The sequence below is a fragment of the Bradyrhizobium sp. Kon10 genome, assembly GCF_055807395.1.
In genome coordinates this window covers 1-24,451 of the sequence record NZ_JBVVOZ010000033.1, presented here as the reverse complement: position 1 = coordinate 24,451, position 24,451 = coordinate 1, and the positions used below count along the sequence as shown (strand labels likewise).

The 24,451-nt window shown below is 63.6% G+C and carries 24 protein-coding genes and 1 tRNA gene; 13 read left to right on the top strand and 12 right to left on the bottom strand.

What is annotated here, in order from left to right; all coding sequences use genetic code 11:
• Positions 1-55 precede the first annotated feature (55 nt).
• Positions 56-1,519 (top strand): carboxylesterase/lipase family protein, encoded by a 1,464-nt coding sequence (locus AC0L2O_RS30360; RefSeq protein WP_473372332.1) that lies wholly within the window; start codon positions 56-58, stop codon positions 1,517-1,519.
• Between the two features lie 7 nt (positions 1,520-1,526).
• On the opposite strand, the gene AC0L2O_RS30355 is transcribed toward AC0L2O_RS30360, so the two are convergent.
• On the bottom strand, positions 1,527-1,706 hold the full coding sequence (locus AC0L2O_RS30355; protein WP_473372331.1) for a hypothetical protein: 180 nt from the start codon (positions 1,704-1,706) through the stop codon (positions 1,527-1,529).
• A 161-nt stretch (positions 1,707-1,867) separates the two neighbouring features.
• Here AC0L2O_RS30355 and AC0L2O_RS30350 point away from each other — a divergent pair, with 161 nt between their 5' ends.
• Positions 1,868-2,665: a DODA-type extradiol aromatic ring-opening family dioxygenase gene (locus tag AC0L2O_RS30350; RefSeq protein ID WP_409192416.1), complete on the top strand. Its 798-nt coding sequence runs from the start codon at positions 1,868-1,870 to the stop codon at positions 2,663-2,665.
• A gap of 12 nt (positions 2,666-2,677) precedes the next feature.
• Here AC0L2O_RS30350 and AC0L2O_RS30345 read toward each other — a convergent pair whose 3' ends face one another.
• From AC0L2O_RS30345 to glgC, 3 genes are all read right to left on the bottom strand, one after another.
• A complete protein-coding gene (locus AC0L2O_RS30345; RefSeq protein WP_473372330.1) occupies positions 2,678-2,917 on the bottom strand; it encodes a hypothetical protein in 240 nt (79 codons plus the stop codon).
• A gap of 197 nt (positions 2,918-3,114) precedes the next feature.
• Positions 3,115-4,551, bottom strand: a complete 1,437-nt coding sequence (gene glgA / locus AC0L2O_RS30340; protein WP_473372329.1) for a glycogen synthase GlgA — start codon at positions 4,549-4,551, stop codon at positions 3,115-3,117.
• Positions 4,548-5,810, bottom strand: a complete 1,263-nt coding sequence (glgC, locus tag AC0L2O_RS30335; RefSeq protein WP_369721853.1) for a glucose-1-phosphate adenylyltransferase — start codon at positions 5,808-5,810, stop codon at positions 4,548-4,550. The genes glgA and glgC overlap by 4 nt, the downstream gene beginning before the upstream one ends.
• Positions 5,811-6,438: 628 nt before the next feature.
• On the opposite strand from glgC, the gene AC0L2O_RS30330 reads away from it, so the two are divergent.
• The 4 genes from AC0L2O_RS30330 (at position 6,439) to AC0L2O_RS30315 (ending at position 9,290) form a co-directional block, all read left to right on the top strand.
• A complete protein-coding gene (locus AC0L2O_RS30330) occupies positions 6,439-6,717 on the top strand; it encodes a hypothetical protein (RefSeq protein WP_473372328.1) in 279 nt (92 codons plus the stop codon).
• Between the two features lie 97 nt (positions 6,718-6,814).
• Complete coding sequence (locus tag AC0L2O_RS30325) at positions 6,815-7,660, top strand: CmcJ/NvfI family oxidoreductase (RefSeq protein WP_369721861.1); 846 nt, start codon at positions 6,815-6,817, stop codon at positions 7,658-7,660.
• Positions 7,661-7,761: 101 nt separating this feature from the next.
• A complete protein-coding gene (locus AC0L2O_RS30320; protein WP_473372327.1) occupies positions 7,762-8,073 on the top strand; it encodes a septal ring lytic transglycosylase RlpA family protein in 312 nt (103 codons plus the stop codon).
• A gap of 47 nt (positions 8,074-8,120) precedes the next feature.
• The gene (locus AC0L2O_RS30315) at positions 8,121-9,290 is read left to right on the top strand and encodes a Gfo/Idh/MocA family protein (protein ID WP_473372326.1); all 1,170 of its coding nucleotides are present in this window, start codon (positions 8,121-8,123) and stop codon (positions 9,288-9,290) included.
• Positions 9,291-9,484: 194 nt separating this feature from the next.
• On the opposite strand, the gene AC0L2O_RS30310 is transcribed toward AC0L2O_RS30315, so the two are convergent.
• The 8 genes from AC0L2O_RS30310 to AC0L2O_RS30275 all read right to left on the bottom strand — a co-directional run bounded on the left by AC0L2O_RS30310 (position 9,485) and on the right by AC0L2O_RS30275 (position 19,509).
• Entirely contained in the window at positions 9,485-10,795 is a 1,311-nt protein-coding gene (locus AC0L2O_RS30310) for an ABC transporter substrate-binding protein (protein WP_473372325.1), read from the bottom strand.
• Positions 10,796-10,984: 189 nt separating this feature from the next.
• Positions 10,985-12,226 carry an ABC transporter substrate-binding protein gene (locus AC0L2O_RS30305; RefSeq protein ID WP_473372324.1) on the bottom strand — a complete coding sequence of 414 codons (1,242 nt, stop codon included), beginning with the start codon at positions 12,224-12,226 and terminating at the stop codon, positions 10,985-10,987.
• Between the two features lie 38 nt (positions 12,227-12,264).
• Entirely contained in the window at positions 12,265-13,746 is a 1,482-nt protein-coding gene (locus tag AC0L2O_RS30300; protein ID WP_473372323.1) for an ATP-binding cassette domain-containing protein, read from the bottom strand.
• On the bottom strand, positions 13,746-14,672 hold the full coding sequence (locus AC0L2O_RS30295) for a branched-chain amino acid ABC transporter permease (RefSeq protein ID WP_369721867.1): 927 nt from the start codon (positions 14,670-14,672) through the stop codon (positions 13,746-13,748). The genes AC0L2O_RS30300 and AC0L2O_RS30295 overlap by 1 nt, the downstream gene beginning before the upstream one ends.
• Position 14,673: 1 nt before the next feature.
• Positions 14,674-15,549, bottom strand: coding sequence for a branched-chain amino acid ABC transporter permease (locus AC0L2O_RS30290; RefSeq protein WP_369721868.1), 876 nt, complete (start codon positions 15,547-15,549; stop codon positions 14,674-14,676).
• A gap of 91 nt (positions 15,550-15,640) precedes the next feature.
• A complete protein-coding gene (locus AC0L2O_RS30285; RefSeq protein WP_473372358.1) occupies positions 15,641-16,819 on the bottom strand; it encodes an ABC transporter substrate-binding protein in 1,179 nt (392 codons plus the stop codon).
• Between the two features lie 263 nt (positions 16,820-17,082).
• Positions 17,083-18,177 (bottom strand): NAD(P)/FAD-dependent oxidoreductase, encoded by a 1,095-nt coding sequence (locus AC0L2O_RS30280; RefSeq protein ID WP_473372322.1) that lies wholly within the window; start codon positions 18,175-18,177, stop codon positions 17,083-17,085.
• 108 nt (positions 18,178-18,285) lie between these two features.
• Positions 18,286-19,509, bottom strand: coding sequence for an SMP-30/gluconolactonase/LRE family protein (locus tag AC0L2O_RS30275; protein ID WP_369721870.1), 1,224 nt, complete (start codon positions 19,507-19,509; stop codon positions 18,286-18,288).
• A gap of 322 nt (positions 19,510-19,831) precedes the next feature.
• Here AC0L2O_RS30275 and AC0L2O_RS30270 point away from each other — a divergent pair, with 322 nt between their 5' ends.
• The 7 genes from AC0L2O_RS30270 (at position 19,832) to AC0L2O_RS30240 (ending at position 24,420) form a co-directional block, all read left to right on the top strand.
• Positions 19,832-20,059 carry a hypothetical protein gene (locus AC0L2O_RS30270; protein WP_409192804.1) on the top strand — a complete coding sequence of 76 codons (228 nt, stop codon included), beginning with the start codon at positions 19,832-19,834 and terminating at the stop codon, positions 20,057-20,059.
• A gap of 285 nt (positions 20,060-20,344) precedes the next feature.
• On the top strand, positions 20,345-20,500 hold the full coding sequence (locus tag AC0L2O_RS30265) for a hypothetical protein (RefSeq protein ID WP_473372321.1): 156 nt from the start codon (positions 20,345-20,347) through the stop codon (positions 20,498-20,500).
• 109 nt (positions 20,501-20,609) lie between these two features.
• Complete coding sequence (locus AC0L2O_RS30260) at positions 20,610-22,172, top strand: 2-isopropylmalate synthase (RefSeq protein WP_473372320.1); 1,563 nt, start codon at positions 20,610-20,612, stop codon at positions 22,170-22,172.
• A gap of 221 nt (positions 22,173-22,393) precedes the next feature.
• On the top strand, positions 22,394-23,398 hold the full coding sequence (locus AC0L2O_RS30255; RefSeq protein ID WP_473372319.1) for a TRAP transporter substrate-binding protein: 1,005 nt from the start codon (positions 22,394-22,396) through the stop codon (positions 23,396-23,398).
• 208 nt (positions 23,399-23,606) lie between these two features.
• The gene (locus tag AC0L2O_RS30250) at positions 23,607-24,176 is read left to right on the top strand and encodes a Spy/CpxP family protein refolding chaperone (protein WP_369721873.1); all 570 of its coding nucleotides are present in this window, start codon (positions 23,607-23,609) and stop codon (positions 24,174-24,176) included.
• Between the two features lie 28 nt (positions 24,177-24,204).
• On the top strand, positions 24,205-24,354 hold the full coding sequence (locus tag AC0L2O_RS30245) for a hypothetical protein (RefSeq protein ID WP_409192427.1): 150 nt from the start codon (positions 24,205-24,207) through the stop codon (positions 24,352-24,354).
• Positions 24,345-24,420, top strand: a tRNA-Lys gene (locus tag AC0L2O_RS30240). Before AC0L2O_RS30245 ends, AC0L2O_RS30240 begins: the two co-directional genes overlap by 10 nt.
• Positions 24,421-24,451 lie beyond the last annotated feature (31 nt).

The window sequence follows — 24,451 nt, the reverse complement described above, 5'->3', positions numbered from 1 at the left end:
CCGGCCGCAGACGTAACCTGCCGGGGAACCTTTCCGCGCATCGAGATGTCCGAAGATGCGGTCCCTGCTTGCGTTCGTTGCGGCTTCCGTCGTGCTCTGCTGCGCCGATGTGGCCGCGGCTCAGGCGGTCGGCCAGTTTCCGTTCGCCTTGACGCGGGAAGGCCAGATGCTCGGCGCCGTCGAAGGCGAGGTGGCCTCCTTCAGAGGGCTTGCCTATGCGGCGCCGCCGGTCGGCGCGCTGCGCTGGCGTCCGCCGCAGCCGATGCCCGAAAGCTCGGAGATGCGCACCGTCTACGACTACGGTGCGCCGTGCCTGCAACCGTCGCTGCCGGGCGCGAGCGAGGACTGCCTGACGCTCAACGTGTTTCGTCCGTTCGGCGTCGACGGCCCGTTGCCGGTGATGGTGTTCGTTCACGGCGGTGGTTTCGTGACGGGCACCGCGAACGATCCGCTGTTCGACGGCGCAAAGCTGGCGCAGGCCGGCGTCATCGTGGTGACCGTGAATTATCGTCTCGGCGCGTTCGGCTGGCTCACTGAGCCCGCGCTGCCGGAGGGCGCCTCCGGCAATTACGGATTGATGGACCAGATCGCAGCGCTGCACTGGGTCCACGACAACATCGCGGCGTTCGGCGGTGATCCCAACAACGTCACCCTGTTCGGGAACGGCGCCGGCGCGACATCGATCGCGCTGTTGATGCTGTGCGCGCAATCGCGCGATCTGTTTCAGAAAGCCATTCTGCAATCGGTGCCCGGCCGTGCGCGGCTGCACTCGCCGCAGGAGGCCGAAGCTGTGGGCCGCCAATTCGTGGCCGCGCTCGGGCAGGGGGCGGATTTACGCGCAGCCACGCTCGCACGGCTGCTTGCAGCTGAAAAGAAATTGCTGGAAAAATCGCCGCGCAGTTTTGCGCCGGCAATCGATGGACGCCTGGTGACCGAGGACGTCGCCGCGGGATTTGCGGCGGGACATGAGAGCCGCATTCCCCTGATGATCGGCTCGAATGATGACGAGACGCGGTTTGGCGGCGAGCTTGAGATCAAGGAAGCGCTGTGGTCCATAGGCGACAGCATCGACGCGCTTCGCAAGCTTTATCCAGACGCCGCGACGCCTTCGGACTTCGCGGCGCGTCTCTATACAGACAAGGTCTTCTCCGAGCCGGTGCGATTGCTGGCTCGCCTCCATGCGGCAACCGGCGCGCCGACCTTCCGCTATCGCTTTGGCTATGTGCCGGAAGCCCGGCGCAGAAATCCCGACGAAGGGCACGGGCGGGAGCTGCAATTCGTCTTTGGTGTAGAAGGGGTGCCCGGTGCGGGGGTCTTCTCGCGAGGAGATCGCGAGGTCGCAAGCCGCTTGCGCACTTATTGGATCAACTTCGCCAGGAGCGGCGATCCCAACGGCGCCGGTTTGCCGCATTGGGACGCCGCCGACCGCCTGCTGCTGATCACGAACGATCGCATCGCGAGCGGCGACGACCCCTGGTCGGAGCGTCTGGACCGGCTGGCGCGTGAGAGCAAAAACTGAGTTGGAGTTACGCCGCGAGTTCGACGCGGGGCGCCGCTGTCAGCCGGTCTTCCTCCAGATAGTCCAACGCGCCGTCCTTCTCGACGGCGTAGAACTGCTGGCCTTCCCTGGATTTGAAGGCGGCGCGAACGACGCCGCGGCGGCCCTTGTCACTGTTGACGACGTCCCCCAGCGCAAACTTCTTCATCTCACGTCTCACTTGCCTTCTGGCCGATTCCATTAGCCACGGCTGGATTGTGGAAGGCAAATCGTTAACGCCTTGCTAACCATCACGGTTTGCCTATGCTCACCTCATATGGCGCGGCTGTTGCGCGCGCATTGTTGCGAAAAAAACGCGAGCCGACTTCCATGACGCGATTACCAACCTTTTTCCTGTCCCACGGCGGCGGCCCCTGGCCCTTCATGGAGGACCGCCGCATGCAATACGCCAAGACCGCCGCGGAATTCGTCCGGCTGCCGCAGCTTCTGCCGGCGCAGCCGAAGGCGGTGCTCGTCATCACCGGTCACTGGGAAGCCGAGGCTTTCACGGTGTCGAGCTCGGCGCATCCGCCCATGGTGTATGACTATTACGGTTTCCCCGAGCACACCTATCATCTCAAATACCCCGCGCCGGGCAAGCCCGAACTGGCCACCGAGGTGAAGGCACTCCTCACGCGCGCGGGGCTCGATTGCCGCGAGGATGCCAATCAGGGTTTTGATCACGGCACCTTCGTGCCGCTCGGCTTGATGTATCCTAACGCCGATATGCCGATCGTGCTGTTGTCGCTGAAGTCGAGTTACGATGCGGCCGAACACGTCAAGGTCGGGCAGGCGATCGCCTCGTTGCGCGACGAGGGCATTTTGATCGTCGGCAGCGGGCTCACCTATCACAACATGCGCGGCTTCGGACGCGCCGAGTCCAAGCCGGTCTCCTATGATTTCGAAGCCTATCTGAACGATGCCATCAGTGCGCCGGATGCGGCGCGCCGCAACGCGATGCTGGTCGACTGGCAGAACGCACCGACTGCGCGCCTCGCCCATCCCCGCGAAGATCACCTGCTGCCGCTGATGGTGGCCGCCGGTGCGGCGGGCAGCGACGTCGGCCGGCGCGTCTTCGTCGACGAGGTCGCGAATGTGGCGATGGCGTCCTATGTGTTTGGCGGCTGATTCTGGCGGCCCCTAGATTTTATGCTGAGCCATTATTTTGTAATCCCCCGGAACGCACTTGTAACGCTGAATATGCCAGCTTTCAGAACGGTAGACGGGATGATCTTCCTTCCATTTGGCTAAGCCAGCTTGACCTCCGATGGCGCAGCTCTGAAACGTCACGCCACTGTCTAGTGCCGAGCTGGTGACGATTTCTTCGATGCAAGCGGTGGATGACAAATGGCAAAGCACAGCGACAACTGTCACAAACATTTGGCCCTCAAATTGATTTCGAAAAAATAAGCGGTAAAAAGTATTCAGCCTTCATACCAGAATGGTTGCTGCTCGAAAAGCATCACCACTCGCCGGCGCAAAGAATACCGTGCGTCCCCTGTTACCACCGGGCCCTTAAAGCATCCTGGGCCGGCTCAGGTTTCTATGCCCGCTCTATCGCGTGGATAGGATGGCGGTCACGCCGTGCGGCGGGAGGCGATCAGGTCGCGATACAGCGTGGCGTACTCGCCCGCCCGGTTGCGCCAGGAGACGTCGGTCGAGAGGCCGGCCAGCTGCAATTTTCGCCACGCCGGCTTGTCATGGAAGGCGAAGCTCGCACGTCCGAGCGCGGCCGAGAGGTTTTTGGATGTGACCGGTCCGAACGTGAAGCCCGTCGCCGCGTCGCTGACGGTGTCCGCAAGACCGCCGACGCGCGACACGATCGGCACGGCGCCATAACGCAGCGCGCAGAGCTGGGTCAGGCCGCACGGCTCGAACCGCGACGGCACCACGAGCGCATCGGAGCCGGCCTGGATCAGATGGGCGAGCGCCTCGTCATAGCCGATTACGGCCGCGATCCGGCCCTGATGCCCGCGTGCGGTCGCCTGATAACGATCCTGTAGTTCGGCATCGCCGCTGCCGAGCAGTGCCAATTGCATTCCATCGGTCAGGACGGTGGGCATCGCCTCGAGCAGGAGATCGAGCCCCTTCTGCCACGACAGCCGGCTGATGACGCCGAGCAGCAGCGCATCCGGCCGCGGATCGAGGCCGAGCCGCTGTTGCAGCGCTGCCTTGTTGGCCGACCGAAACGACAGCTCTTCGGCGCTGAAGCGATAGGCGATGTGCGGATCGGTGTGCGGATTCCAGACCGAAACGTCGATGCCATTGAGGATGCCGCTCAGCACGCCGGCGCGCTCGCGCAACAGGCCGCCCAGTCCCATGCCGCCTTCGTCGCTCTGGATCTCCCGCGCATAGGTCGGCGACACCGTGGTGATGCGATCGGCGAGTTGCAGCCCGGCTTTGAGAAAGCTGATGCCGCCGAAATATTCGAGGCCATGGACATCGAACGACGCCGCCGGGGGCAGGCCGATCGCACCGGCCAGCTCGCGCGAAAACTTGCCCTGATAGGCCATGTTGTGAATGGTCATCACGGTGCCGGGCCGCGGGCGGTTGTCGTAGTGCAGATAGGCCGGCGCGAGCCCGGCCTGCCAGTCATGGGCATGCACGATGTCGGGCACGAAGGCCGGAACGAGGCCGTGGCCGATGTCGGCGGCGATGCGCGACAGCGCAGCGAAGCGCACGCCATTATCGGGCCAGTCGAGGCCCTCGGCGGTGACATAGGGATTGCCGGGCCGGGCATAAAGGTGCGGCACGTCCAGAACCAGCAGATCGAGCCCGTCGCGCGAGCCTGCGAGCAGGCGGCCCGGACCGCCGAAATAGTCCGGCCAGCGCCGGATTTCCTCGGCGCCCGCGAGCTGCCGCATCACGTCGGGATAGCCCGGCATCAGCGTGCGCATCTCGACGCCATGGGCTTCCAACGCGATCGGCAGCGCACCGGCGACATCCGCGAGGCCGCCGGTCTTGAGGATGGGATAGACTTCAGATGCGACCGCGAGGACGCGAACAGGCGTCATGTATTGAGCCTGTCGATCATCGGCTGGGTGACGAGGGAGATGCCCTGCTCGGTGGTGCGGAAGCGCTTCGCGTCGAATTCGGGATCGTCGCCGATGACGAGTCCCTCGGGAATCTCCACGCCGCGATCGATCACGACGTTCTTCAGCCGCGCGCCGCGGCCGACATTGACGTAAGGCATGATCACGGCGTTCTCGACATTGGCGTAGGAGTTGATGCGTACGCCGGTGAACAGCAGCGAGCGGCGCAGCGACGCGCCCGAGATGATGCAGCCGCCGGAGACCAACGAGCTCACCGCCTGGCCGCGCCGGCTTTCCTCATCATGGACGAATTTCGCCGGCGGCGTGATCTCCGAATAGGACCAGATCGGCCACGCCCGGTCGAACAGGTCGAGCTCGGGCACCACGTCGGTCAGGTCGATGTTGGCGGCCCAATAGGCATCGACGGTGCCGACGTCGCGCCAATAGGCGCGCGGGTCGTTGCCGGTTCGCACGCAGGAGCTGGAGTATTGATGCGCGATCGCGCGGCCATTCTTGACGATATAGGGAATGATATCCTTGCCGAAATCGTGGTTGGAGTTCGGATCCTCGGCATCACGCTTCAACTCGTCGAACAGGAACTTCGCGTCGAACACGTAGATGCCCATGCTGGCGAGCGAGACGTCCGGCTTGCCCGGCATCGGCGGCGGATCGGCCGGCTTCTCCAGGAACGACTTGATCCAGCCGTTCTCGTCGATATGCATGATGCCGAAGCCGGACGATTCAGCTCGCGGCATTTCGAGGCAGCCGACGGTGACGTCGGCGCCGCTGTCGACGTGCTGGCGCAGCATCACCTCGTAGTCCATCTTGTAGATGTGGTCGCCCGCGAGCACGACGATGAACCGGCAGGCGTGCGGCTCGACGATGTCGATGTTCTGGTAGACCGCGTCGGCCGTGCCGACATACCACATCGACTCCGAGACGCGCTGGCTGGCCGGAAGAATGTCAAAGCTTTCGTTGCGCTCGGGGCGGAAGAAGTTCCAGCCCATCTGCAAATGCCGGATCAGGCTGTGCGCCTTGTACTGGGTGGCGACCGCGATGCGGCGGATGCCGGAGTTCACCGCGTTCGACAGCGCGAAATCGATGATGCGGGATTTGCCGCCGAAGTACACCGCGGGCTTGGCGCGCCGGTCGGTCAGCTCCAGGAGCCGGCTGCCGCGTCCGCCGGCCAGGACAAACGCCAGCGCTTGACGGGCAAGCGGCTCAGGTCTCGCGGCACTCATGTCATCCTCCCACGCACATTGGGGCGACCTAAATCCCTCTCTCGCGGAGGGCGTGTGGGGCGCCGTCGGATCAGAATAGTAGCGGTACCAACGGTAAGTCGGAAAGTAGCTTGTTGGTTGCGAAATGCGTGAACCTTAATGCTTTGCCGCGACGGGCGGGCCGGCTTCCACCCGGATCGGTCGCGGGCGGGCCGGGCCGTCCGGATGCCCGGCCGCGGCGGTTCTGCCGGACGCGCCTTGGTTTGGCGTCGCTATTTGGGCCGGGGCTTGCAGCTATGGAAGGGCTGATGGGCAAGCACACCCGTGCACCAGGGTCTTTTCAGGCGAGTGACCATAGGCCGCCTGGAAGGCTCGACGGCCAGATTTCTGAGCTCAGCAGCTTTGGCGTCCTGCCTGGGCGTCGTCCGGGGGCCGCCTGTCGTCACGCCAGCCGTCCTGGCCGACATGGCTGAGGGCGGTCACAATTGACCAGAGTGCGGGATCGAAACTATCCGTGATGACGCTGGATTGTGCTGTTCTCCTTCGTATGGCAATTCCCTCCTGTCGGGGTGATGAGCACCGCGCTGCCCGCGATAAACGGCAGTCCGGCGTTGAGGCTGACAGTTGCTTAGCTCGTTGCCGATTTCGCATGCAGATGAAGGCTCAGCGAGAGCGCGGCGACCGCGATGCTGGCAAGCAGCGCCACAATGGCGCGACAAAGTCGCGAACTATGATGCGCAATTGCGCATCTGAGAATCCATTCATCTACAATCATTGCGGCCCGATGGATTCCGGGTTCGCCCTCGGGCGCCCCGGAATGACGATTGAGGGTGGCAGAGTTCGCGAGTCTCCTCAAGCATCCGTGAAGCGGAAAGAACGCATTCCAGCCCAATCCAGTTTTTCGAAACGTTTCTTCTGCATTCCGTGACGCCGACAACATCCCCATTGCTATTTGCGCCACCTCCCTTGCGACGCGGTCCATCCCGTCAAAAATCAAGCAGACGACCACATCGGGAGACCTGGCCATGGGCCTGCAAGAAACAAAAATCGAATCGCTTCCTTTCGTCACCGCTGAACTGAACTATCTCGCGCCGGTTTCCGGCAAACCGCGCACCTATGCTTTCGATCCGCCCCCGGGCGAACCGAAAAGCACATCGCTGCCGGAGCCGCATCAGGTCCCGATCTTCGACGCGCGGCTGATCGCCGACAACTTCTCGCTCGATCGTGAAGGCTTTGCGCTGGTGCGCCATCCGAACCAGGTCAAGGACTTCTACAACGACGACGAAGTGAGGGCGGTCTACTATCCCGCTGTCGAAGCCTTTCTCCGCGCGACGCTGAAGGCCGACCGCGTCGTCATTTTCGATCACACCGTGCGCAGGCGCGTTGACGGTGCCCCCGATCTTCGCGACGGTGGCCCGCGCCAGCCTGCGACCCGCGTCCATGTCGACCAGACCGCGACCTCGGGTGCCAACCGCGTGCGTGAGCATGTGCCTCATGAAGCCGAGGAGTTGCTCAAGGGCCGCGTGCAGGTGATCAATCTCTGGCGACCGATCCGCGGTCCCCTGCGCGATTCACCGCTCGCGATGGCCGACGGCACGACGGTCGCGCCTGACGATCTCGTCGCCTCCGACCTGATCTATCCCAATCGTCGCGGCGAGACCTATTCGGTGAAATACAATCCGAACCACCGCTGGTTCTATTTCCCCGAGATGAGCGCCGACGAGGCGCTGCTGCTCAAGTGCTACGATTCCGCAACCGACGGTCGCACCCGTTTCGCACCCCACACCGCCTTCGTCGATCCGACCACGCCGGCAGATGCGGCGCCGCGCGAGAGCATCGAGGTGCGCACGCTGGTCTTCCACAAACAGTAACAATGTGTGATGGCGCTGCCGGAACTTCCCGGCAGTGCCCCAGGAACCCAGGGAACCAACAAACGTTTGCGCCCCGGGCAGGGCCAACCCGGAGCATTGCCGTGCGAGCGCAGACCACGCTATTCGCTTGCCTTGCCAGTGTTTCGCTTTCTGCTGTTTCCGTTGCACAAGCCGAAAGCGGACTTGCCTCATACTACGGCTACGGAAAAGCCGGCAAAGGCGAGTTGACCTGCGCGCACCGGACGCGCCCGTTCGGCAGCGTGTTGAGGGTGTCCTATGGCGGCCGCTCGATCCAGTGCCGCGTCAATGATCGCGGTCCTTTCATCCGGGGCCGCATTGTCGATCTCTCCATTCCCGCCGCCCGCGCGCTCGGCATGATGAGCGCCGGAGTGGTCCGCGTCTCGGTGGAATAGGCCGTCGTTCGGGCTATAGTGCCGCCCAAGCAAGGCGAGGGGGCACAATGGCGAGGATCAGGGTTGGGCTCATAGGCTGCGGCTTCGTCTCGGAGCTGCATATGTATGCGTTCCGGCGTGTCTACGGCGTGGATGTCGAGGTCGCGGCGGTGGCCGCGCGCGGCGATCGTGTCGTGGAGTTCGCAAGCCGGCACCAGATCCCGCGTGTCTACCGCAGCTTTGCGGAGGCGATCGCCGACCGGGAGCTTGATGTCATCGACATCTGCACGCCGCCCAATCTCCACGCCGAGATGATCGTCGCTGGCATGCAGGCCGGCAAGCACGTGATCTGCGAAAAGCCGTTCGCGGGGTATTTCGGCCGCGAGGGTGACGCTCGGCCGATCGGCAAGCACGTAGCCAAGGCGCTGATGTATGAGCGCGTGCTGGAGGAGATGGACGCGACGCGCGCGGCGATCGAGCGGACCGGAAAACTCTTCATGTATGCCGAGGACTGGATCTACGCGCCCGCGGTGACCAAGACCGCGGAGATCATCAAGGCGACCAGAGACAAGATCCTGTTTATGAAAGGCGAGGAGAGTCATTCCGGCTCGCACGCCGCCCATGCCGCGCAATGGGCGATGACCGGCGGCGGCTCGCTGATCCGCATGGGATGCCATCCGCTTTCGGCCGTGCTCTATCTCAAGCAGGTCGAGGCCAAGGCGCGCGGCGAGACCATCCGCGTCGCCAGCGTCAGCTGCGATGTCGGCAACGTCACAGCTTGCCTGAAGCCCGAGGAGCGCACCTACATCAAAGCCAATCCGGTGGATGTCGAAGACTGGGGCACGCTCACCGCCACCTTTTCCGACGGCACCAAGGCTACCGTGTTCTCCGGCGACATGATCATGGGCGGCGTGCGCAATCTGATCGAGACCTACACGAGCGGCGGCTCGCTGTTCGCCAACATCACCCCGAACACGCATCTGATGAGCTACCAAACCTCCGAGGAGAAGCTCGCCAGCGTCTACATTACCGAAAAGGTCGACCGCAAAACCGGTTGGCAATATGTCTGCCTCGAGGAGGAATGGACCCGCGGCTATCTCCAGGAGATTCAGGATTTCATGGAATGCGCCGCGACGGGACGGCAGCCGTTATCCGATCTCGCGTTGGCGTATGAGACCATCAAGGTGAACTATGCGGGGTATTGGGCTGCGGAGGAGGGGAGAAGGGTTGTGTTGTAAGGATATCGTGAGGTCGACGCGCGCGCTGCAAATCCTTCTCCGCTTGTGGGAGAAGGTGGCGCGAAGCGCCGGATGAGGGGTCTGTTTCGGCAAATCCGGTGAGAGTTGGGCGTGCCGACAGATACCCCTCACCCGTCTCGCCGCTCCGCGGCGAGCCACCCTCTCCCACAAGGGGAGAGGGTGCATTGAGCATCTCACGCCCCGTAAGTCGAACCCTTCGGCAGCGGAAACACCGGATCCTGCGTCCTGATATTCGTCGGCCACACCACCGAGATGTGCTCGCCGGCGTTCTGCATCACCACTGGGGTCGAGCGTTCGTTCTGGCCGGAGAGCGGCGTGCCCGGCGGGAAGAATTTGACCCCGTAGCCCTGGATGGTGCCACCGGCGGGGATGTCGACGTCGAGCGCGGCTTTGCGAATGGCGTCGGGCTCGAAGCTGCCGTATTTCTCCTTGGCGACGGGCAGCACGTTGTTGAGCAAGACCCAGGTCTGGTTGAAGCCCATCGAGCAATGCGGCGGCACGTCGGTGGCGCCCATCTTCGCTTGATAGCGCGAGACCATGGTCTTGATCAGATCGCCGATGCCGGGCGCGAGCTTCGACGGATCCAGCAGCTGCGCCGGCACCGGATCGATGTTGCAGAAATGGTCGATGTCGGGGCCGAAGGTCGCGCGCAGCTTGTCGAGCTGGCTGTAACCGGCGCCGGCACCGAACAGCATCTTGAAGCGCAGGCCGCTCTCGCGGGCCTGGCGCAGGAACAGGGTGATGTCGGGGTTGTAGCCGGCATGCGAAATCACATCGGCCTTGGCGCGCTTGATCTTCGTGACCAGCACCGACAGGTCCGGTGCCGAAGCCGAATAGCCCTCCTTCAAGACAACCTGAAGTCCGGCCTCCTTGGCATAGGCTTCGTCTGCGGCGGCGACACCGACGCCATAAGGGCCGTCCTCGTGGATCAGCGCGATCCGGACGTCCTTCGGCTCCATGCCGAGCTTGCCCTTGGCGTGCTCGCTCATGAAGCCGGCAAAGGCCTGGCCGTACTGATCCGAATGGATCTGCGCGCGAAACACATAGTGCAGGTTCTTGTCCTTGAACACGGCGGTCGAGACCGCGGTCGTGATCCAGAGGATCTTCTTCTGCTGCTCCACCTTCGCCGCCATCGGCACCGCGTGCGCGCTGGAATAGACGCCGTTGATGATGTCGATCTTTTCCTGGCTGATCAGGCGTTCGGCCTCGTTGATGGCGACGTCGGCCTTGCTCTGGGAGTCGGCCGCAACGGGCACGATCCTGGTCTTGCCGCCGATGCCGCCTTTCTCGTTGACGAGGTCGATGGCGATCTGTGCGCCGACCGATGAGGCGACCGAGCCGCCGGCGGCAAACGGGCCGGTCAGGTCGTAGATCAGCCCAATCCGTAATGTTTCGGCCTGTGCCTGGGCCCGGGTCCAATCGAGGCTGAGTGCGGCGGCAGCGGCCGCCGATGTCTTCAGCAGCTGCCTGCGTGAAGTGGGCATCCTATCCTCCCTCAAAACCATCTTGTGATTGGTTGTTGTTTTTTTCGAAGTATGGGGAGTGGCACGGCGGAAAGTCAACATCGCCCAAGGTCGATACGCGGTGCGCCGCGGCCACAACGCATCTGCGAGACGCAAGGAAAAGCCCACCGCTGGCAAGCGAGCGATGGGCTCGATGCCAGCGTGAAGCGATTATTGCGACAGCTTCACGAAGTCCGGAAACTTCAGCTTGCCTTCGGCGATCTTCTCGGGCCAGACCACGACCTGCTTGGCGTTCTGCCACTGGAAGACGAGGCCGGTTACGGTGCCGGGGCCGGACTTGATGCCGTGGGTGAATTCGTCGTCCTTGCCGTAGAACTGGATCCGGCCGATCGTGCCCTCGTAGTTGGTCTTCTCCATCTCCGCGACCATCTTGTCGGGATCGGTCGAGCCCGCGCGCTTGATCGCATCGGTGATGATGTAGACGTCGTCATAGGCCGTGTAGCCGGTATAGGCCGGCGGCGTGCCGAACTTGGCCGCGAAGGCCGCCGCGAACGGCTTTGTCTTGGAGGTCACGGCGACGTCGGGTGTCGCGACGGCCAGCGACGGCACGCCATCGGCGGCGCCATTGGTGTCCTTCCAGAACGTCGGGCTCAGCGCCTGCGCGCTGATGCCGAACATCGGGATCGGCACCTGCTGGTTCTTCCACTGCACCGTCGGCTGCACGCCGACATGCGAGATGCCGGTGACGATCACGTCGGGCTTCTTGCCCTCCATGTTGTTGAAGATCGGCGTGAAGTCGGTGGTATCCGGCGAGAAACGCACATGCTCGACCACCTTCAGTCCAGCCTTGGGCAGGCAGGCCTCGTAGCCGACGTCGAGCGGCTTGGTCCAGGCGGCGTCCTCGCTCATGATTGCGACCGTCTTGAACTTGAGCTTGTCGACAAGGAGATCCTTGGCGGCGTCGCAGACGATCTGGGCTTGCGCTGCCGAGGTCAAATAACCGTGGAAAGTATACTTGTTCTTCTCGTAGTCGTTGTGGATCGCCTTGGTGATCTCGTTCGACGCCGCGCCTGGCGTGATCAGCGGCATCTTCAGCCGCGCCGCCCACGGCTCCAGCGCCAGCACGACCTCGCTGATGTAGCTCGCGATCACGGCGGAGACCTTGTCCTCGCTCACCGCGCGCTGGAATGCGCGCACCGAGTCTGCCGACGAGCTCTTGTTGTCGTAGGTGACGATCTCGACCTTGCGGCCGAGGGTGCCGCCCTTGGCGTTGATCTCGTCGGCGGCGATCTGCGCACCGCCCGGTGTGGCTGCACCTGCAATCGACTGCACCTCGGCGATGACGCCGATCTTGATCGGGTCGTTCGACTGCGCGTAGGCGGGCGCGGCGAGGCACAGCGCCAGCGCGGAGGCGAAAAGCAAGTTGCTGCTCAATTTCGTCGATGATCGCATGGTCGTTTCCTTTCTTGTTCTGTTGTTTACGTTGCGAACTAGAGAAAGTCGGCACCGGCCTCCGCGGCGAACCGGCCGGGATCGCCTTCCCAGACGATGCGGGCGTGTTCGAGCACATAGACGCGGTCGGCATGCGGCAGCGCGAAGGTGACGTTCTGCTCGCCCAGCAGCACGGTGATCGAGGTGGTCTGCCGCAGCTTCTCCAGCGCCTTGGACAAGAGCTCGAGGATGACGGGCGCAAGTCCCAACGTCGGCTCGTCGAGGATCAGGATCTGCGGCTGCATCATCAGCGCGCGGCCGATCGCCAGCATCTGCTGTTCGCCGCCCGAGAGCGTCTGCGCCAGCTGGCCCTGCCGCTCTTTCAGGATCGGGAACAGCTCGAACAGCCAGGCGAGCTGGGTGGCGCGTTTGTCGTCGGTGAGATGCTGGCCGCCGAGATCGAGATTTTCCCGCACGCTCATCTCGCCGAAAAGCTCGCGCGATTCCGGGCATTGCACCAGGCCGCTCCGGGCGATCTTGGCTGGGCTCGTACCGCGCAGCGTCTCACCGCCACGCACGATCTCGCCGCTATAGGGAAGGAAGCCGGAGATGGTGTTGAACAGCGTCGTCTTGCCGGCGCCGTTGAGACCGACGATGGAGACGAACTCGCCCTCGTGGACGTGGATCGAGACGTTCTCCAGTGCCTGCGCCTTGCCATAGAACACGCTGACATTGTCGACCTGGAGCAGGGGCACCTTGTCCTTGAAGCTGGTCTCCGGCCGCGCATGGCTCTCGAGCGCGCCGCCGAGATAGACCCGTCGCACGGTCTCGTTCTTCATGACGTCGTCGGCCTTGCCGGTGACGATCTCCTCGCCGAGATACATCGCGAGCACGCGGTCGACGAGGGCCGCGACGCTCTTGACGTTGTGGTCGACCAGCATCACCGCGCGGCCCTCGTCGCGAAAACTGCGGATCAGGTCGGAAAAGACGTCGACCTCGGCGCGCGTCAGGCCCGCAAACGGCTCGTCCACCAGCACGACCTTGGGATCGCGTGCGATCGCCTTGGCGAGTTCCAGCCGGCGCAAATCGGCGAAGGGCAGCGTCGGCGGCCGGCGGTTCATCACCGCGCCCAGCCCGACGCGATCCGCGATCCACTTGGCGCGCTCGAGCAGCGCCTTGTCCGGGAACAGCATGAACAGGCTGTCCGGCAGCAGCGCCACCATGATGTTCTCCAGCACGGTCTGTCTGTTCAGCGGTCGGGAGTGCTGGAACACCATGCCAAAACCTTTGCGCGCGATCCTGTGCGCGGGCAGGCCTGCGACATTCTCGCCCTCGAAGATCACGTCGCCGGCGGTCGGGCGCTCGATGCCCATCACGCTCTTCATCGCAGTCGACTTGCCGGAGCCGTTCGGCCCGATCAGGCCGAAGATCTCGCCGCTGTTGACCTCGAAGCCGAGGTTCTTCACCGCCGTCAATCCGCCGAAGCGCTTGGTCAGGCCGCGGACTTCGAGCACGGGTCGGTTTGCAATCCTCTGGTCCATTACGAGCGTGCCTCGCGCGAGAGGGCCGCTCCGAGGAAGCCGCCGGGGAAGAACAGAACGACGAGGAGGGCGACCGCCGAGACGATGAAGGTCGCAAGTTCGCCGGTTGGCCGCAGGAATTCGCCGGCCACGATCAGGAAGATCGCCCCTAGCGCTGCCCCGAGCACGGTGCGCCGGCCGCCGAGCACGGCCGCGACGATCACGTTCACGCCGACCGCGACATCGACGACGGTGCCGACCGATGCGGTGCCGAAGTAGAACACCAGCAATGCGCCGGATAGGCCCGAGAAGAACGCGCTGACGACGAAGGCGGCGAGCTTGTGCTTGACGATGTTGAAGCCGAGTGCGCCGGCCTGCACCGGATCCTGACCGCTGGCTTGCAGCACGAGCCCGACCGGCGACTGCGACAGCCCATAGAGGATCGCCGCGGAGATCGTCATGAAGCCGAGCGCGATCCAGTAATTGGTGCCGGCGTTGATCGAAATGACGTCGGGGATGGTGAGACCGATCTCACCGCCGGTGAGATCTGCAAACACCACGATGAAGTTTTGCAGCATCAGCACCGCGACCAGCGTGGTCAGGCCGAAATACGGCCCGCGCACCCGCAACGCCGGCAGCGCCAGCACGAGGCCGGCTATGACCGAGGCGAGTGCGCCGAGCACGATGCAGAGATAGACCGACCAGCCGAACTGGGCATTGAGGATGCCGGCGGTGTAGGCGCCGACGCCGATCAGGAAGGTCGGCCCGAAATTCACTTCGCCAGCGAAGCCGAACAGCAGGTCCCAGGCCATCGCGAACACGCCGAAATAGAACGCGACGGTGAGCAGACCAAGCACATAGCCGGAGACGTAAAGCGGCAATGTTGCCGCGATTACCACCAGCGCAAGCGAGACAAAGAACAGGCGCGACGTAAAGAAGCTTGCCATCTCAGCGCCTCCCCAGAAGGCCCTGGGGCCGGATGTACATCACGAACACGAGGAGCAGGAGCGCCGGAATGGTGCGGTAGGCCGGTGATACCAAATAGGCTGTAAAGGTCTCGAGATAACCGACCACGAAGGCCGCGATCAACGAGCCGGAGACGCTGCCGAGCCCGCCGAGCACGACGATCGAGAACGCGCTCGCGGTCAGCGGTCCGACGCTGTAGGAGCTGACGCCCAGAAACATCCCAAGCAGCACGCCGGCAATGCCGGCGAGGATGCCGTAGATCGCCCACACCACGACGTAGATGTTGGTGAGCTCGAGCCCGAGCAGGGTGACGCCGCGCGGGTTCATCGAGGCGGCCAGCACCGCCTTGCCGGTGCGGGTGCGGTTCACCAGCAGCCACAACAGGGCGATGACGAGGCAGCAGACGATCGCGGTGAAAATCTCGTTCTTCGGTGTGCGGACGCCGAGCACGTCGACGACGCCCTCGACGATCGGCAGCACGGTCTTGGCGTTGTTGGTGAAGAAGTAGGCGATCAGCTCCTGGATCATGATGCCCCAGAGCAGCGTGCCGGTCAGGACGAAGATCTCCTTCTCCTCATTGGGGATGCGCCGGGAGTCCTGGATCGGCTTCACGACGGCGAAATAGGTGGCGAACGCCGCGACGAGGGCAACGACGACCCCGATCAGTGCGCCGGCATAAGTGCCGACGTTCAGGATGCTGGCGGCGGCCCAGGCCGCCACCGCTGCTGCCACCATGATGGCGCCGTGCGAGAGATTGAGAACGCCGGAGACGCCGAAGATCAGCGTGAAGCCGGTGGCACCGAGGGCGTAAAGAGCGCTGATGGCAAAGCCATCGATCAGAATCTGGAATACTCGCATCTAAGATCGGCCAAGAGTCCTGCTGGAGGGAAGGTGCTGCCGGGCGCCGCATGTAGAAGCTCCCGGGAGGTGGTCCCGGGAGCGTGTCCTGCTAGTTCGAGAGCTTGATGAAGCTCGGGAACTTGATGTCGACCTTGGCGACTTCCTTGGGCCAGACCGCGCTCTGCTTGCCGTCCTGCCATTGCAGCATCAGCCCGGTGATCAGGCCCTTGCCGTATTTGATCGAGTGGGTGAACGGATCGTCCTTGCCGTAGAACTGAACGCGGCCGATCGTGCCTTCCCAGTCGGTCTTCTCCAGCGCGTCGACCAGCTTGTCGGCATCCGTCGAGCCGGCCCGCTTCACCGCGTCCGCGATGTAATAGACTTCGTCATAGGCGGTGTAACCGGCATAGGACGGATAATTGCCGAACTTCTTCTTGAAGTTTTCCGCGAACGGCACCGACTTCGGCGTCACCGCCACGCCCGGCCCCGAGACGCCCTGATAGAGCACGCCTTCGGCCGCCTGGTTGGTGTCCTTGCCGAAGGTCTCGTTGGTCGCCTGCGACGAGATGCCGAACATCGGGATCGGCACCTGCTGGTTCTTCCACTGCACCGTCGGCTGCACGCCGACATGGGAGATGCCGGTGATGATCACGTCGGGCTTGGCGCCCTCGATCTTGTTGAAGATCGGTGTGAAGTCGGTGGTGTCGGGCGAGAAGCGGATGTGGTCGAGCACCTTCAGCCCGATCTTGGGCAGGCATTCCTCATAGCCGACATCGAGCGGCTTGGTCCAGGCGGCATCCTCGCTCATGATGACGGCCGTCTTCATGTGCATCTTGTCGACGAGAAGGTCCTTGGCACCATCGCAGACCGAGAGCGCGAGTGCTGCCGAGGTCAGATAGCCGTGGAAAGTATACTTGTTCTTCTCGTAATCGGCGTGAACGCTCTTGCTGATCTCGTTGGAGGCCGCGCCTGGTGTGACGAACGGCGTCTTCAGCCGTGAAGCCCAGGGCTCCAGCGCCAACACCACCTCGCTGATATAGCTCGCGATGACCGCGTTGACCTTGTCCTCGTTGACCGCGCGCTGGAATGCGCGCACCGAGTCTGCCGAGGAGGAGTGATTGTCGTAGCCGATGATCTCGATCTTGCGGCCGTCGACGCCACCGGCGGCGTTGATCTCGTCGGCGGCGAGCTGTGCCGCCTGCGGAATGGAGGCGCCGGCAATCGCCTGAGCTTCCGCGATCACGCCGATCCTGATCGGATCCGCCGCGAATGCCGCGCCTGACGCCATCGTCAGCGTCCCGACCGCGGCCGCACCAAATGCCATTCGCAATGCAACAGAGTATCGCATGTTATTTCTCTCCCTTGAACAAGCCTCTAATGAGCTATTGCGCGGGACTATAGCGGTGAGGTCATTCTCGGCAAGCGAAACTGCATTCAGGATTATGCGAGGAGAACTAAAGTCTAGCGCGGCGCAAAGCTTTCACGCGCAGGCATGCAGATTTCGGCGACGGGCATGCGATTGCATGCAGGCGTACAACTGTGTCATCGTGATCATCGTCGGCGCACATTGAGTGGCTTGAGGCGGGCAGGGTCGAATGGCGCGAGATCGACATTGCGCGTTGCGCCTTCGACGATCAGCTCCGCCAGCGCTTCGCCCGTTGCGGGGGCGTTGAGGATACCCCAGACACCATGTCCGGTCGCAACATACAGGCCGTCATCCTGCGGCACGCGGCCAATCAACGGCAAGCCGTCCTCGGTCACCGGACGAAAGCAGGCCTGTGTCGCGATGATCTTCTCCGGCCGGAACAGTGGCGATAGTCGCTCCGACATTCGTTGCAAGTTGTGCAGACGGTTGTACTCGGGCTTCACGTCGGCCGGATCGGTGGGGAAGGCAGCGGTGTCGGGCCAAGCGGTCACATAGGTGCTGCCGTCGGGGCGAGGGAACACCTCGATGGGGGTGACCGCGCCGTAGATCTCCATCTCGAGAAACAAGGCGTCTGCCGACACATGCGTGCCGGTGTCGTACACGATGCTCGGGCCGCGTTGACCATAAAGGGCGGGCATGTTCATCCAGATCGCGGCGAGCAGCGACCAGGGACCCATCGCGATCACGATGGCATCCGCTTCAATGATGCTGCCTTCGACCTCGACGCCTTTCGCGCGGGTCCCATGCGGATCGCGGCCGATGCCGGTGACGCGGCCGAAGCGAAGCTCGGCGCCTTGCGCGAGCGCCGCGTTCATCATGGCCGACGTGAACTTTTGCGGATGAACGATCGCGGTCGTCTCGGTGGTGCCGAGGGGCTGCCCGATCACGATGCCATCGCTGAGCCAGTCGAATGCCGATGGTGCAGTCCGCCGCGGATCGCCATCGGGCACAACATGGCCGGCATACGCGCTCATCGGGCGATAGCCCCAATCGCCCTCGATCTCTTGCGGCAGTCGCGCGTGAAGCGCAAAGCTGCGCCGCGCCAGCGCGTCGAGCGGCGTTCCGCTACACCAGTCGCGCGCCAGGAATCCGCCGGCCTTGCCGGAGGCCGCGGCCGCCACTTCGGTCCGTTCCACGACGATGACCTCGACGCCGTGCCGGCGGAGGAAGTAAGCGGTGCAGGCCCCGATCACGCCGCTGCCGCAGATCACAACGCGCATGGTTGGTTTCCTGACCCGAGTCTATCGTTGGGAGCCAAGCGTAGCACGCAAAGTTTGAGGCGCCAGCGGGGAGCGCGGGCGCCTCGTCGCAATTCAGCTCGCGCATGCTCAGCCCGGCCCGGCACCCTGCGTTGCCGTGTACACCGCATAGAGCGACTGGCTCGCGGCCATGAACAGGCGATTGCGCTTGGGCCCGCCGAAGCAGATGTTGCCGCACACTTCCGGCAGGCGGATGCGGCCCAGCAACTTGCCCTCCGGCGACCACACCGTCACGCCGTTGTAGCCGACGGCGCGGCCCGCATTACTGGAGGTCCAGACATTGCCGTTGACGTCGCAGCGTACGCCGTCCGGCCCACACTTCACGCCGTCGATAACGCAATCGGCAAACCGCTTCTTGTTGGAGAGCTTGTTGTCGCTGCCGACGTCGAACACGAAGATCTCGCCATTGCCGCCCGGGCCGGTGTCGCCCGGGCCCTTGCCGGTCGAGACGACGTAGAGCTTCTTGAAGTCGGGCGAGAAGCAGAGGCCATTCGGATCGGGCAGCTGGTCCTCGCTGACGACGAGGTCGATACGGCCCGAGGGATCGATGCGATAGCAGTTGGTCGGCAGCTCGCGCTTGCTCGGTGCGAAGCCGGCCGGCTGGCCGATCCGTGGGTTGAGCTTGCCGGGCGCATTGCCCGGTCCGCCCGCCGCATCGGGCTCCCCTTCATAGAGCTGGCCGCCATAGGGCGGGTCGGTGAACCAGTAGCTGCCGTCGGGATGCGCGACGACGTCGTTCGGCGAGTTCAGGCGCTTGCCGTTGTAGTTGTCGCACAGCACGGTGGCAGTGCCGTCGTGCTCATAGCGTGTGACCCGTCGGGTCAGGTGCTCGCAGGAGAGCTGGCGGCCCTGGAAGTCGAACGTGTTGCCGTTGGAGTTGTTGGAGGGCGAGCGGAATACGCTGACGCGGCCGTCGTCCTCGCTCCAGCGCATCTGCCGGTTGTTGGGAATATCGCTCCACAACAGATACCGGCCCTGTGCGCTCCACGCCGGACCTTCCGCCCAGAGCACGCCCGTGTAGAGCCGCTTGATGGAGGTGTTGGGTTGCGCAAGGTCATTGAAGGCCGGATCGACGGCGATGATGTCGGGGTCCCAGAAATAGGTGGTCGGCGCGCCATGGGGGCCGAAGTCGCGCGGCGGGGTGGTGATCGTCGTGGGCGGCGCGGCGGGGCTGGCTTGCGCCAGCGCGGTGCTCGTTCCGGCCATTGTGGCCGCGGCCCCGAGCGCAAGCCCTTGAACCAGCGTCCGTCGTGAAAGCGCAGTCTCCTGGTCACGCTGTTGTTGGCGTGTCATCGCGTCCTCCCGGATCATTTCACTGGCCGGTTGATCCGGCCGAGCACGACAAGGTTAGTTCGGTCCGCGGCCGGTTGCGAGTGCCATCTGGGCATCCTCGCGTAACCGCGAGCGCAATCAATTCACGTTCCGATTTCGTCGCGATTGTGCGCAAATTGCGTCATCACCGAGAACCGAAAACGTTCCGGGCCGTCACACGAAAATTTTGTTTGCATGAAGATCACGCGTCGCCCGTTCGGGCCGTGTCAAGCATTGACCTCGCGGCCGATCCTGGCAGAACTTGCGGCTGAAACAGCCGGAGCTGATTGTGCAAGCCGCTATCATGTTGATCGTACTGCTCGGGATCGGGTTTGCGGGTGGTTATTTCACGCGCGATTTCGTTTCCCGCAAACGGCGGGCGGAGGCTCGCCGCTGGCGTGAGTACACGCAGCCGGACTGGCTCCCCGCCGCGCCGGCCAACACCAACGAGATCGCCCTGCCGGCCACCGGTGAACTCGGCCAAATGCTCGATCGCTGGGAAAGCAGAGCCCGCGCCCGCCGCGCGGGTTAGCGGTCCACCTCGCGCGCCGATCGGTCTGCATCAGTTGTCGTCATTCCGGGGCGCGCGGAGCGCGAGCCCGGAATCCATCATGCAGCGGGTTACGCCGAGAAATGGATTCCGGGCTCGCGCAAAGTGGCGCGCCCCGGAATGACGGAAGGATGTATGTCCCGACTGCCCGGGAGGCATCCCTGCAGTTAGGTCAGCTCCGCTGACCATCTTTTGGCGTTGCAGTGGCGCCCATTTCTCGTCTAGAACCGCCGCATCGAGCCTCCCGGCAACCAACCGTCAACGGTTTTGACCGAGGATCTGAAGGCTCAAAAGGGTCTGGCAATGCTGATTCGCGGCCAAATTGATGGGATTTCGGGGGAGGTGGCTCTGGCCGCCGCCACGATCCCGGCCGCGCTGCTGCCCACCCTCATGATCGGCGGGCTTCTTCTTAGCTGCCCCTGAGGGCCGGCTGGGCGCCATGCGCCTGGGCGCTCAGGGGATGTACGAGATCAGCGGCCCCCGTTAGCGCCCCCAGCAACGACCGGCGCGAAAGCTCAAAAGGAAATCTGAAATGGCCTCCGTGAACAAGTCCGACAAGGACCGCGTCATCATTTTCGACACCACGCTGCGCGACGGCGAGCAATGTCCCGGCGCTACCATGACCTTCGAGGAGAAGCTCGAGGTCGCCGAGATGCTGGACGATATGGGCGTCGACGTCATCGAAGCCGGCTTTCCGATCACCTCCGAAGGCGACTTCCAGGCGGTGAGCGAAATCGCCCGCCGCTCCAAGAATGCGGTGATCGCCGGCCTGTCCCGCGCGCACCCGGCAGATATCGACCGTTGCGCCGAGGCGGTGAAATTCGCCAAGCGCGGCCGCGTCCATACCGTGATAGCGACCTCGCCGCTGCATATGCGCGTGAAGTTGAACAAGACCCCGGAGCAGGTGCTCGAGACCTCGGTCGCGATGGTCGCGCGCGCGCGCAACCAGATCGACGACGTCGAATGGTCGGCCGAGGACGGCACCCGCAGCGAGATGGATTATCTGTGCCGCATCGTCGAAGCGGTCATCAAGGCCGGCGCCACCACGGTCAACATTCCGGACACGGTCGGCTACACCACGCCGGACGAATACACGCACTTCATGAAGACGCTGATCGAGCGCGTGCCGAACTCCGACAAGGCGGTGTTCTCCGTGCACTGCCACAACGACCTCGGCATGGCGGTGGCGAACTCGCTGGCCGGCGTCATCGGCGGCGCGCGCCAGGTCGAATGCACCATCAACGGCATCGGCGAGCGCGCCGGCAACGCCGCGCTGGAAGAGATCGTGATGGCGATCAACGTGCGCAACGACAAATTCCCCTTCTGGAACAAGATCGACACGACGCAGCTCACCCGCGCCTCGAAAGTGGTATCGGCGGCGACCTCGTTCCCGGTGCAGTACAACAAGGCGATCGTCGGCCGGAACGCGTTCGCGCATGAGAGCGGCATCCATCAGGACGGCGTGCTGAAGGACGCGTCCACCTACGAGATCATGCGGCCCGAAATGGTCGGCCTGAAGCAGTCCTCGCTGGTGCTCGGCAAGCATTCCGGCCGCCATGCCTTCGTGCACAAGCTGGAGGAGATGGGCTACAAGCTCGGTCCGAACCAGCTGGAAGATGCGTTCACGCGGATGAAGGCCTTGGCCGACCGCAAGAAGGACATCTACGACGAGGACATCGAGGCGCTGGTCGACGAGGAGATGGCGGCGTCGCACGACCGCATCAAGCTGACTTCGCTCACGGTGATCGCCGGCACGCACGGTCCGCAGCGCGCGACCATGAAGCTCGACGTCGACGGCCAGATCAAGATCGAGGAGGCCGAGGGCAACGGTCCGGTGGATGCTGTGTTCAACTGCATCAAGGCGCTGGTGCCGCATGAGGCCAAGCTCGACCTGTATCAGGTCCACGCCGTGACCCAGGGGACCGACGCGCAGGCCGAGGTCTCGGTACGGCTGTCGCATGAGGGACGTGCGATGACCGCGCGCGCGGCGGACCCGGATACGTTGGTGGCGTCGGCGAAGGCCTATCTCGGCGCGCTCAACAAGATCGTCATGAAGCGCCAGCGCGACACCGTGACCACGGCAGCGGCGAGCTGACGAACGAAGTTCGTCATTCCGGGGCTCGCGAAGCGAGAACCCGGAATCTCGAGATTCCGGATTCGGTCCTACGGACCGCTCCGGAATGACTCTGCATTTGCGGCGAATAGCTGCCCTGCTAACGGCCAATAGCAGTTCGATGCGTGAGCCGCTATTGATCTCCCGGCTAGAGGATAGGCGGCCGCGTTAGGCTGCCCAAGAGAATATACAAGGGAGACATCATGCGCACCTTCGCGATCGCGGCCTCCATCGCGGTCCTGGCACTTGGCTTGGCCGGCCCGGCATCGGCCCAGTCGCCGATCATCATCAAGTTCAGCCACGTGGTCGCCACCGACACGCCGAAGGGCAAGGCGTCGGAGAAGTTCAAGGAGCTCGCCGAGAAATACACCGGCGGCAAGGTCAAGATCGAGATCTATCCGAACTCGTCGCTCTACAAGGACAAGGAAGAGCTGGAGGCGCTCCAGCTCGGCAGCGTGCAGATGCTGGCGCCGTCCAACTCGAAATTCGGCCCACTCGGCATCCGCGAATTCGAGGTGTTCGATCTGCCCTACATCCTTCCCGACCTGAAGACGCTGCGGAAGGTGACGGAAGGCCCGCTCGGCGCGCGGCTGCTCAAGCTGCTCGAGCCCAAGGGCATCACCGGGCTTGCTTATTGGGACAACGGCTTCAAGCAGATGAGCGCCAACAAGAAGCTCATCACGCCGGCGGACTATCAAGGCGTCAAGTTCCGCATCCAGTCCTCGCGCGTGCTCCAGGCGCAGTTCAAGGCGCTCGGCTCGCTGCCGCAGGTGATGGCGTTCTCGGAAGTCTATCAGGCGCTCCAGACCGGCGTGGTCGACGGGCAGGAGAACACCTGGTCGAACATCTATACCCAGAAGATGCACGAGGTGCAGAAGTACATCACCGAGACCAACCACGGTTATATCGGCTATGTCGTGATCGTGAACAAGAAGTTCTGGGACGATCTGCCGGCCGACATCCGCGACCAGCTTGCGAAGGCGATGAAGGAGGCGACCGACTTCAACAACGCGCAGTCGCAGAAGGAGAACGACGACGCGCTCGCCGAGATCAGGAAGAGCGGCAAGAGCGAGATCATCAAGCTCACCCCGGAGCAGGACGAGGCGATGCGCAAGGCGATGGAGCCGGTCTACAAGGACGCGGCGAGCCGCGTCGGCCAGCCGCTGATCGACGAATTCCAGAAGGAAGCCAAGAGCACGACAAACTAACTCGGTTACATGGATGTATAGTGCAGGCAAGAATGGCTCCTGTGCACCGCATGGGAGCCCTTTTTGTTGCGAATGATTTCAGTTTGCGTCTGAACAGACGTTAACGGCGACTACATTTCTGCAGGAACGCGCTTCCTGTCCAAGTTGTAAGTTGCGCGCGGAGGCCGCCGGGCTCATCTTCAAACCATCCTTTCCAGAGGAGGTTGTTATGAGAAAGTTCACCATCGCCGCCATCGCCGCGCTCAGCATCGCCGGCTCGGGCGCGGTCTACGCTCAATTTCACCGCCCGTGGATGGAGCACTTCCACCACATGCGCATGAACCCGGAAGACCGCGCCGCCATGGTCGACGCACGGATCGCTGCCGTCCATGCCGGGCTGAAGCTCAATGTCGACCAGGAGAAGTTGTGGCCGCCGGTCGAGACCGCCGTGCGCGACTTCGCCAAGCTGCGGATCGACCGCGCCAATGCGCGGATGAATGCCGGTCCAGGCGATGCCAACAAGGATGCCGACAAACCCGAAGATCCAGTTGCCCGTCTGCGCCAGCGTGCCGAGGACATGGGTGCGACTTCCGCGGCGCTTAAGAACATCGCCGACGCCGCCGATCCTCTGTACAAAACGCTCGATGAGGGCCAAAAGCGGCGCCTCGCCGTCCTGACCCGCCACCGTGGCCCGTTCGGCGGCGGCGAGGACGGTCTGCGGCATCGGTTTATGGACCGCTTCCACGGCGGGGATCGCTTTAACCGGGACGGTGGCGGGGACCGGGAAGGCCGATTGTGAGCGGACCGGGATTTCCCGGGATCTAGCCTTGGCGAAGCCGCTGGAATCCAGCGGCTTTTCGCATTTCGGGGCCTGTGGAAGAACCTTGGAAAACCTGCGCCGCATCGCTTGCCATACCCGGATCGCTTTGCTAAACGACCGGCCTCGCAAGGCTTTTGACCGCCTTTCGGGCGCATAGCTCAGTTGGTAGAGCAGCTGACTCTTAATCAGCGGGTCCCAGGTTCGAGCCCTGGTGCGCCCACCAAATAAATCAAGACCTTAGCGAGAGAGACCGT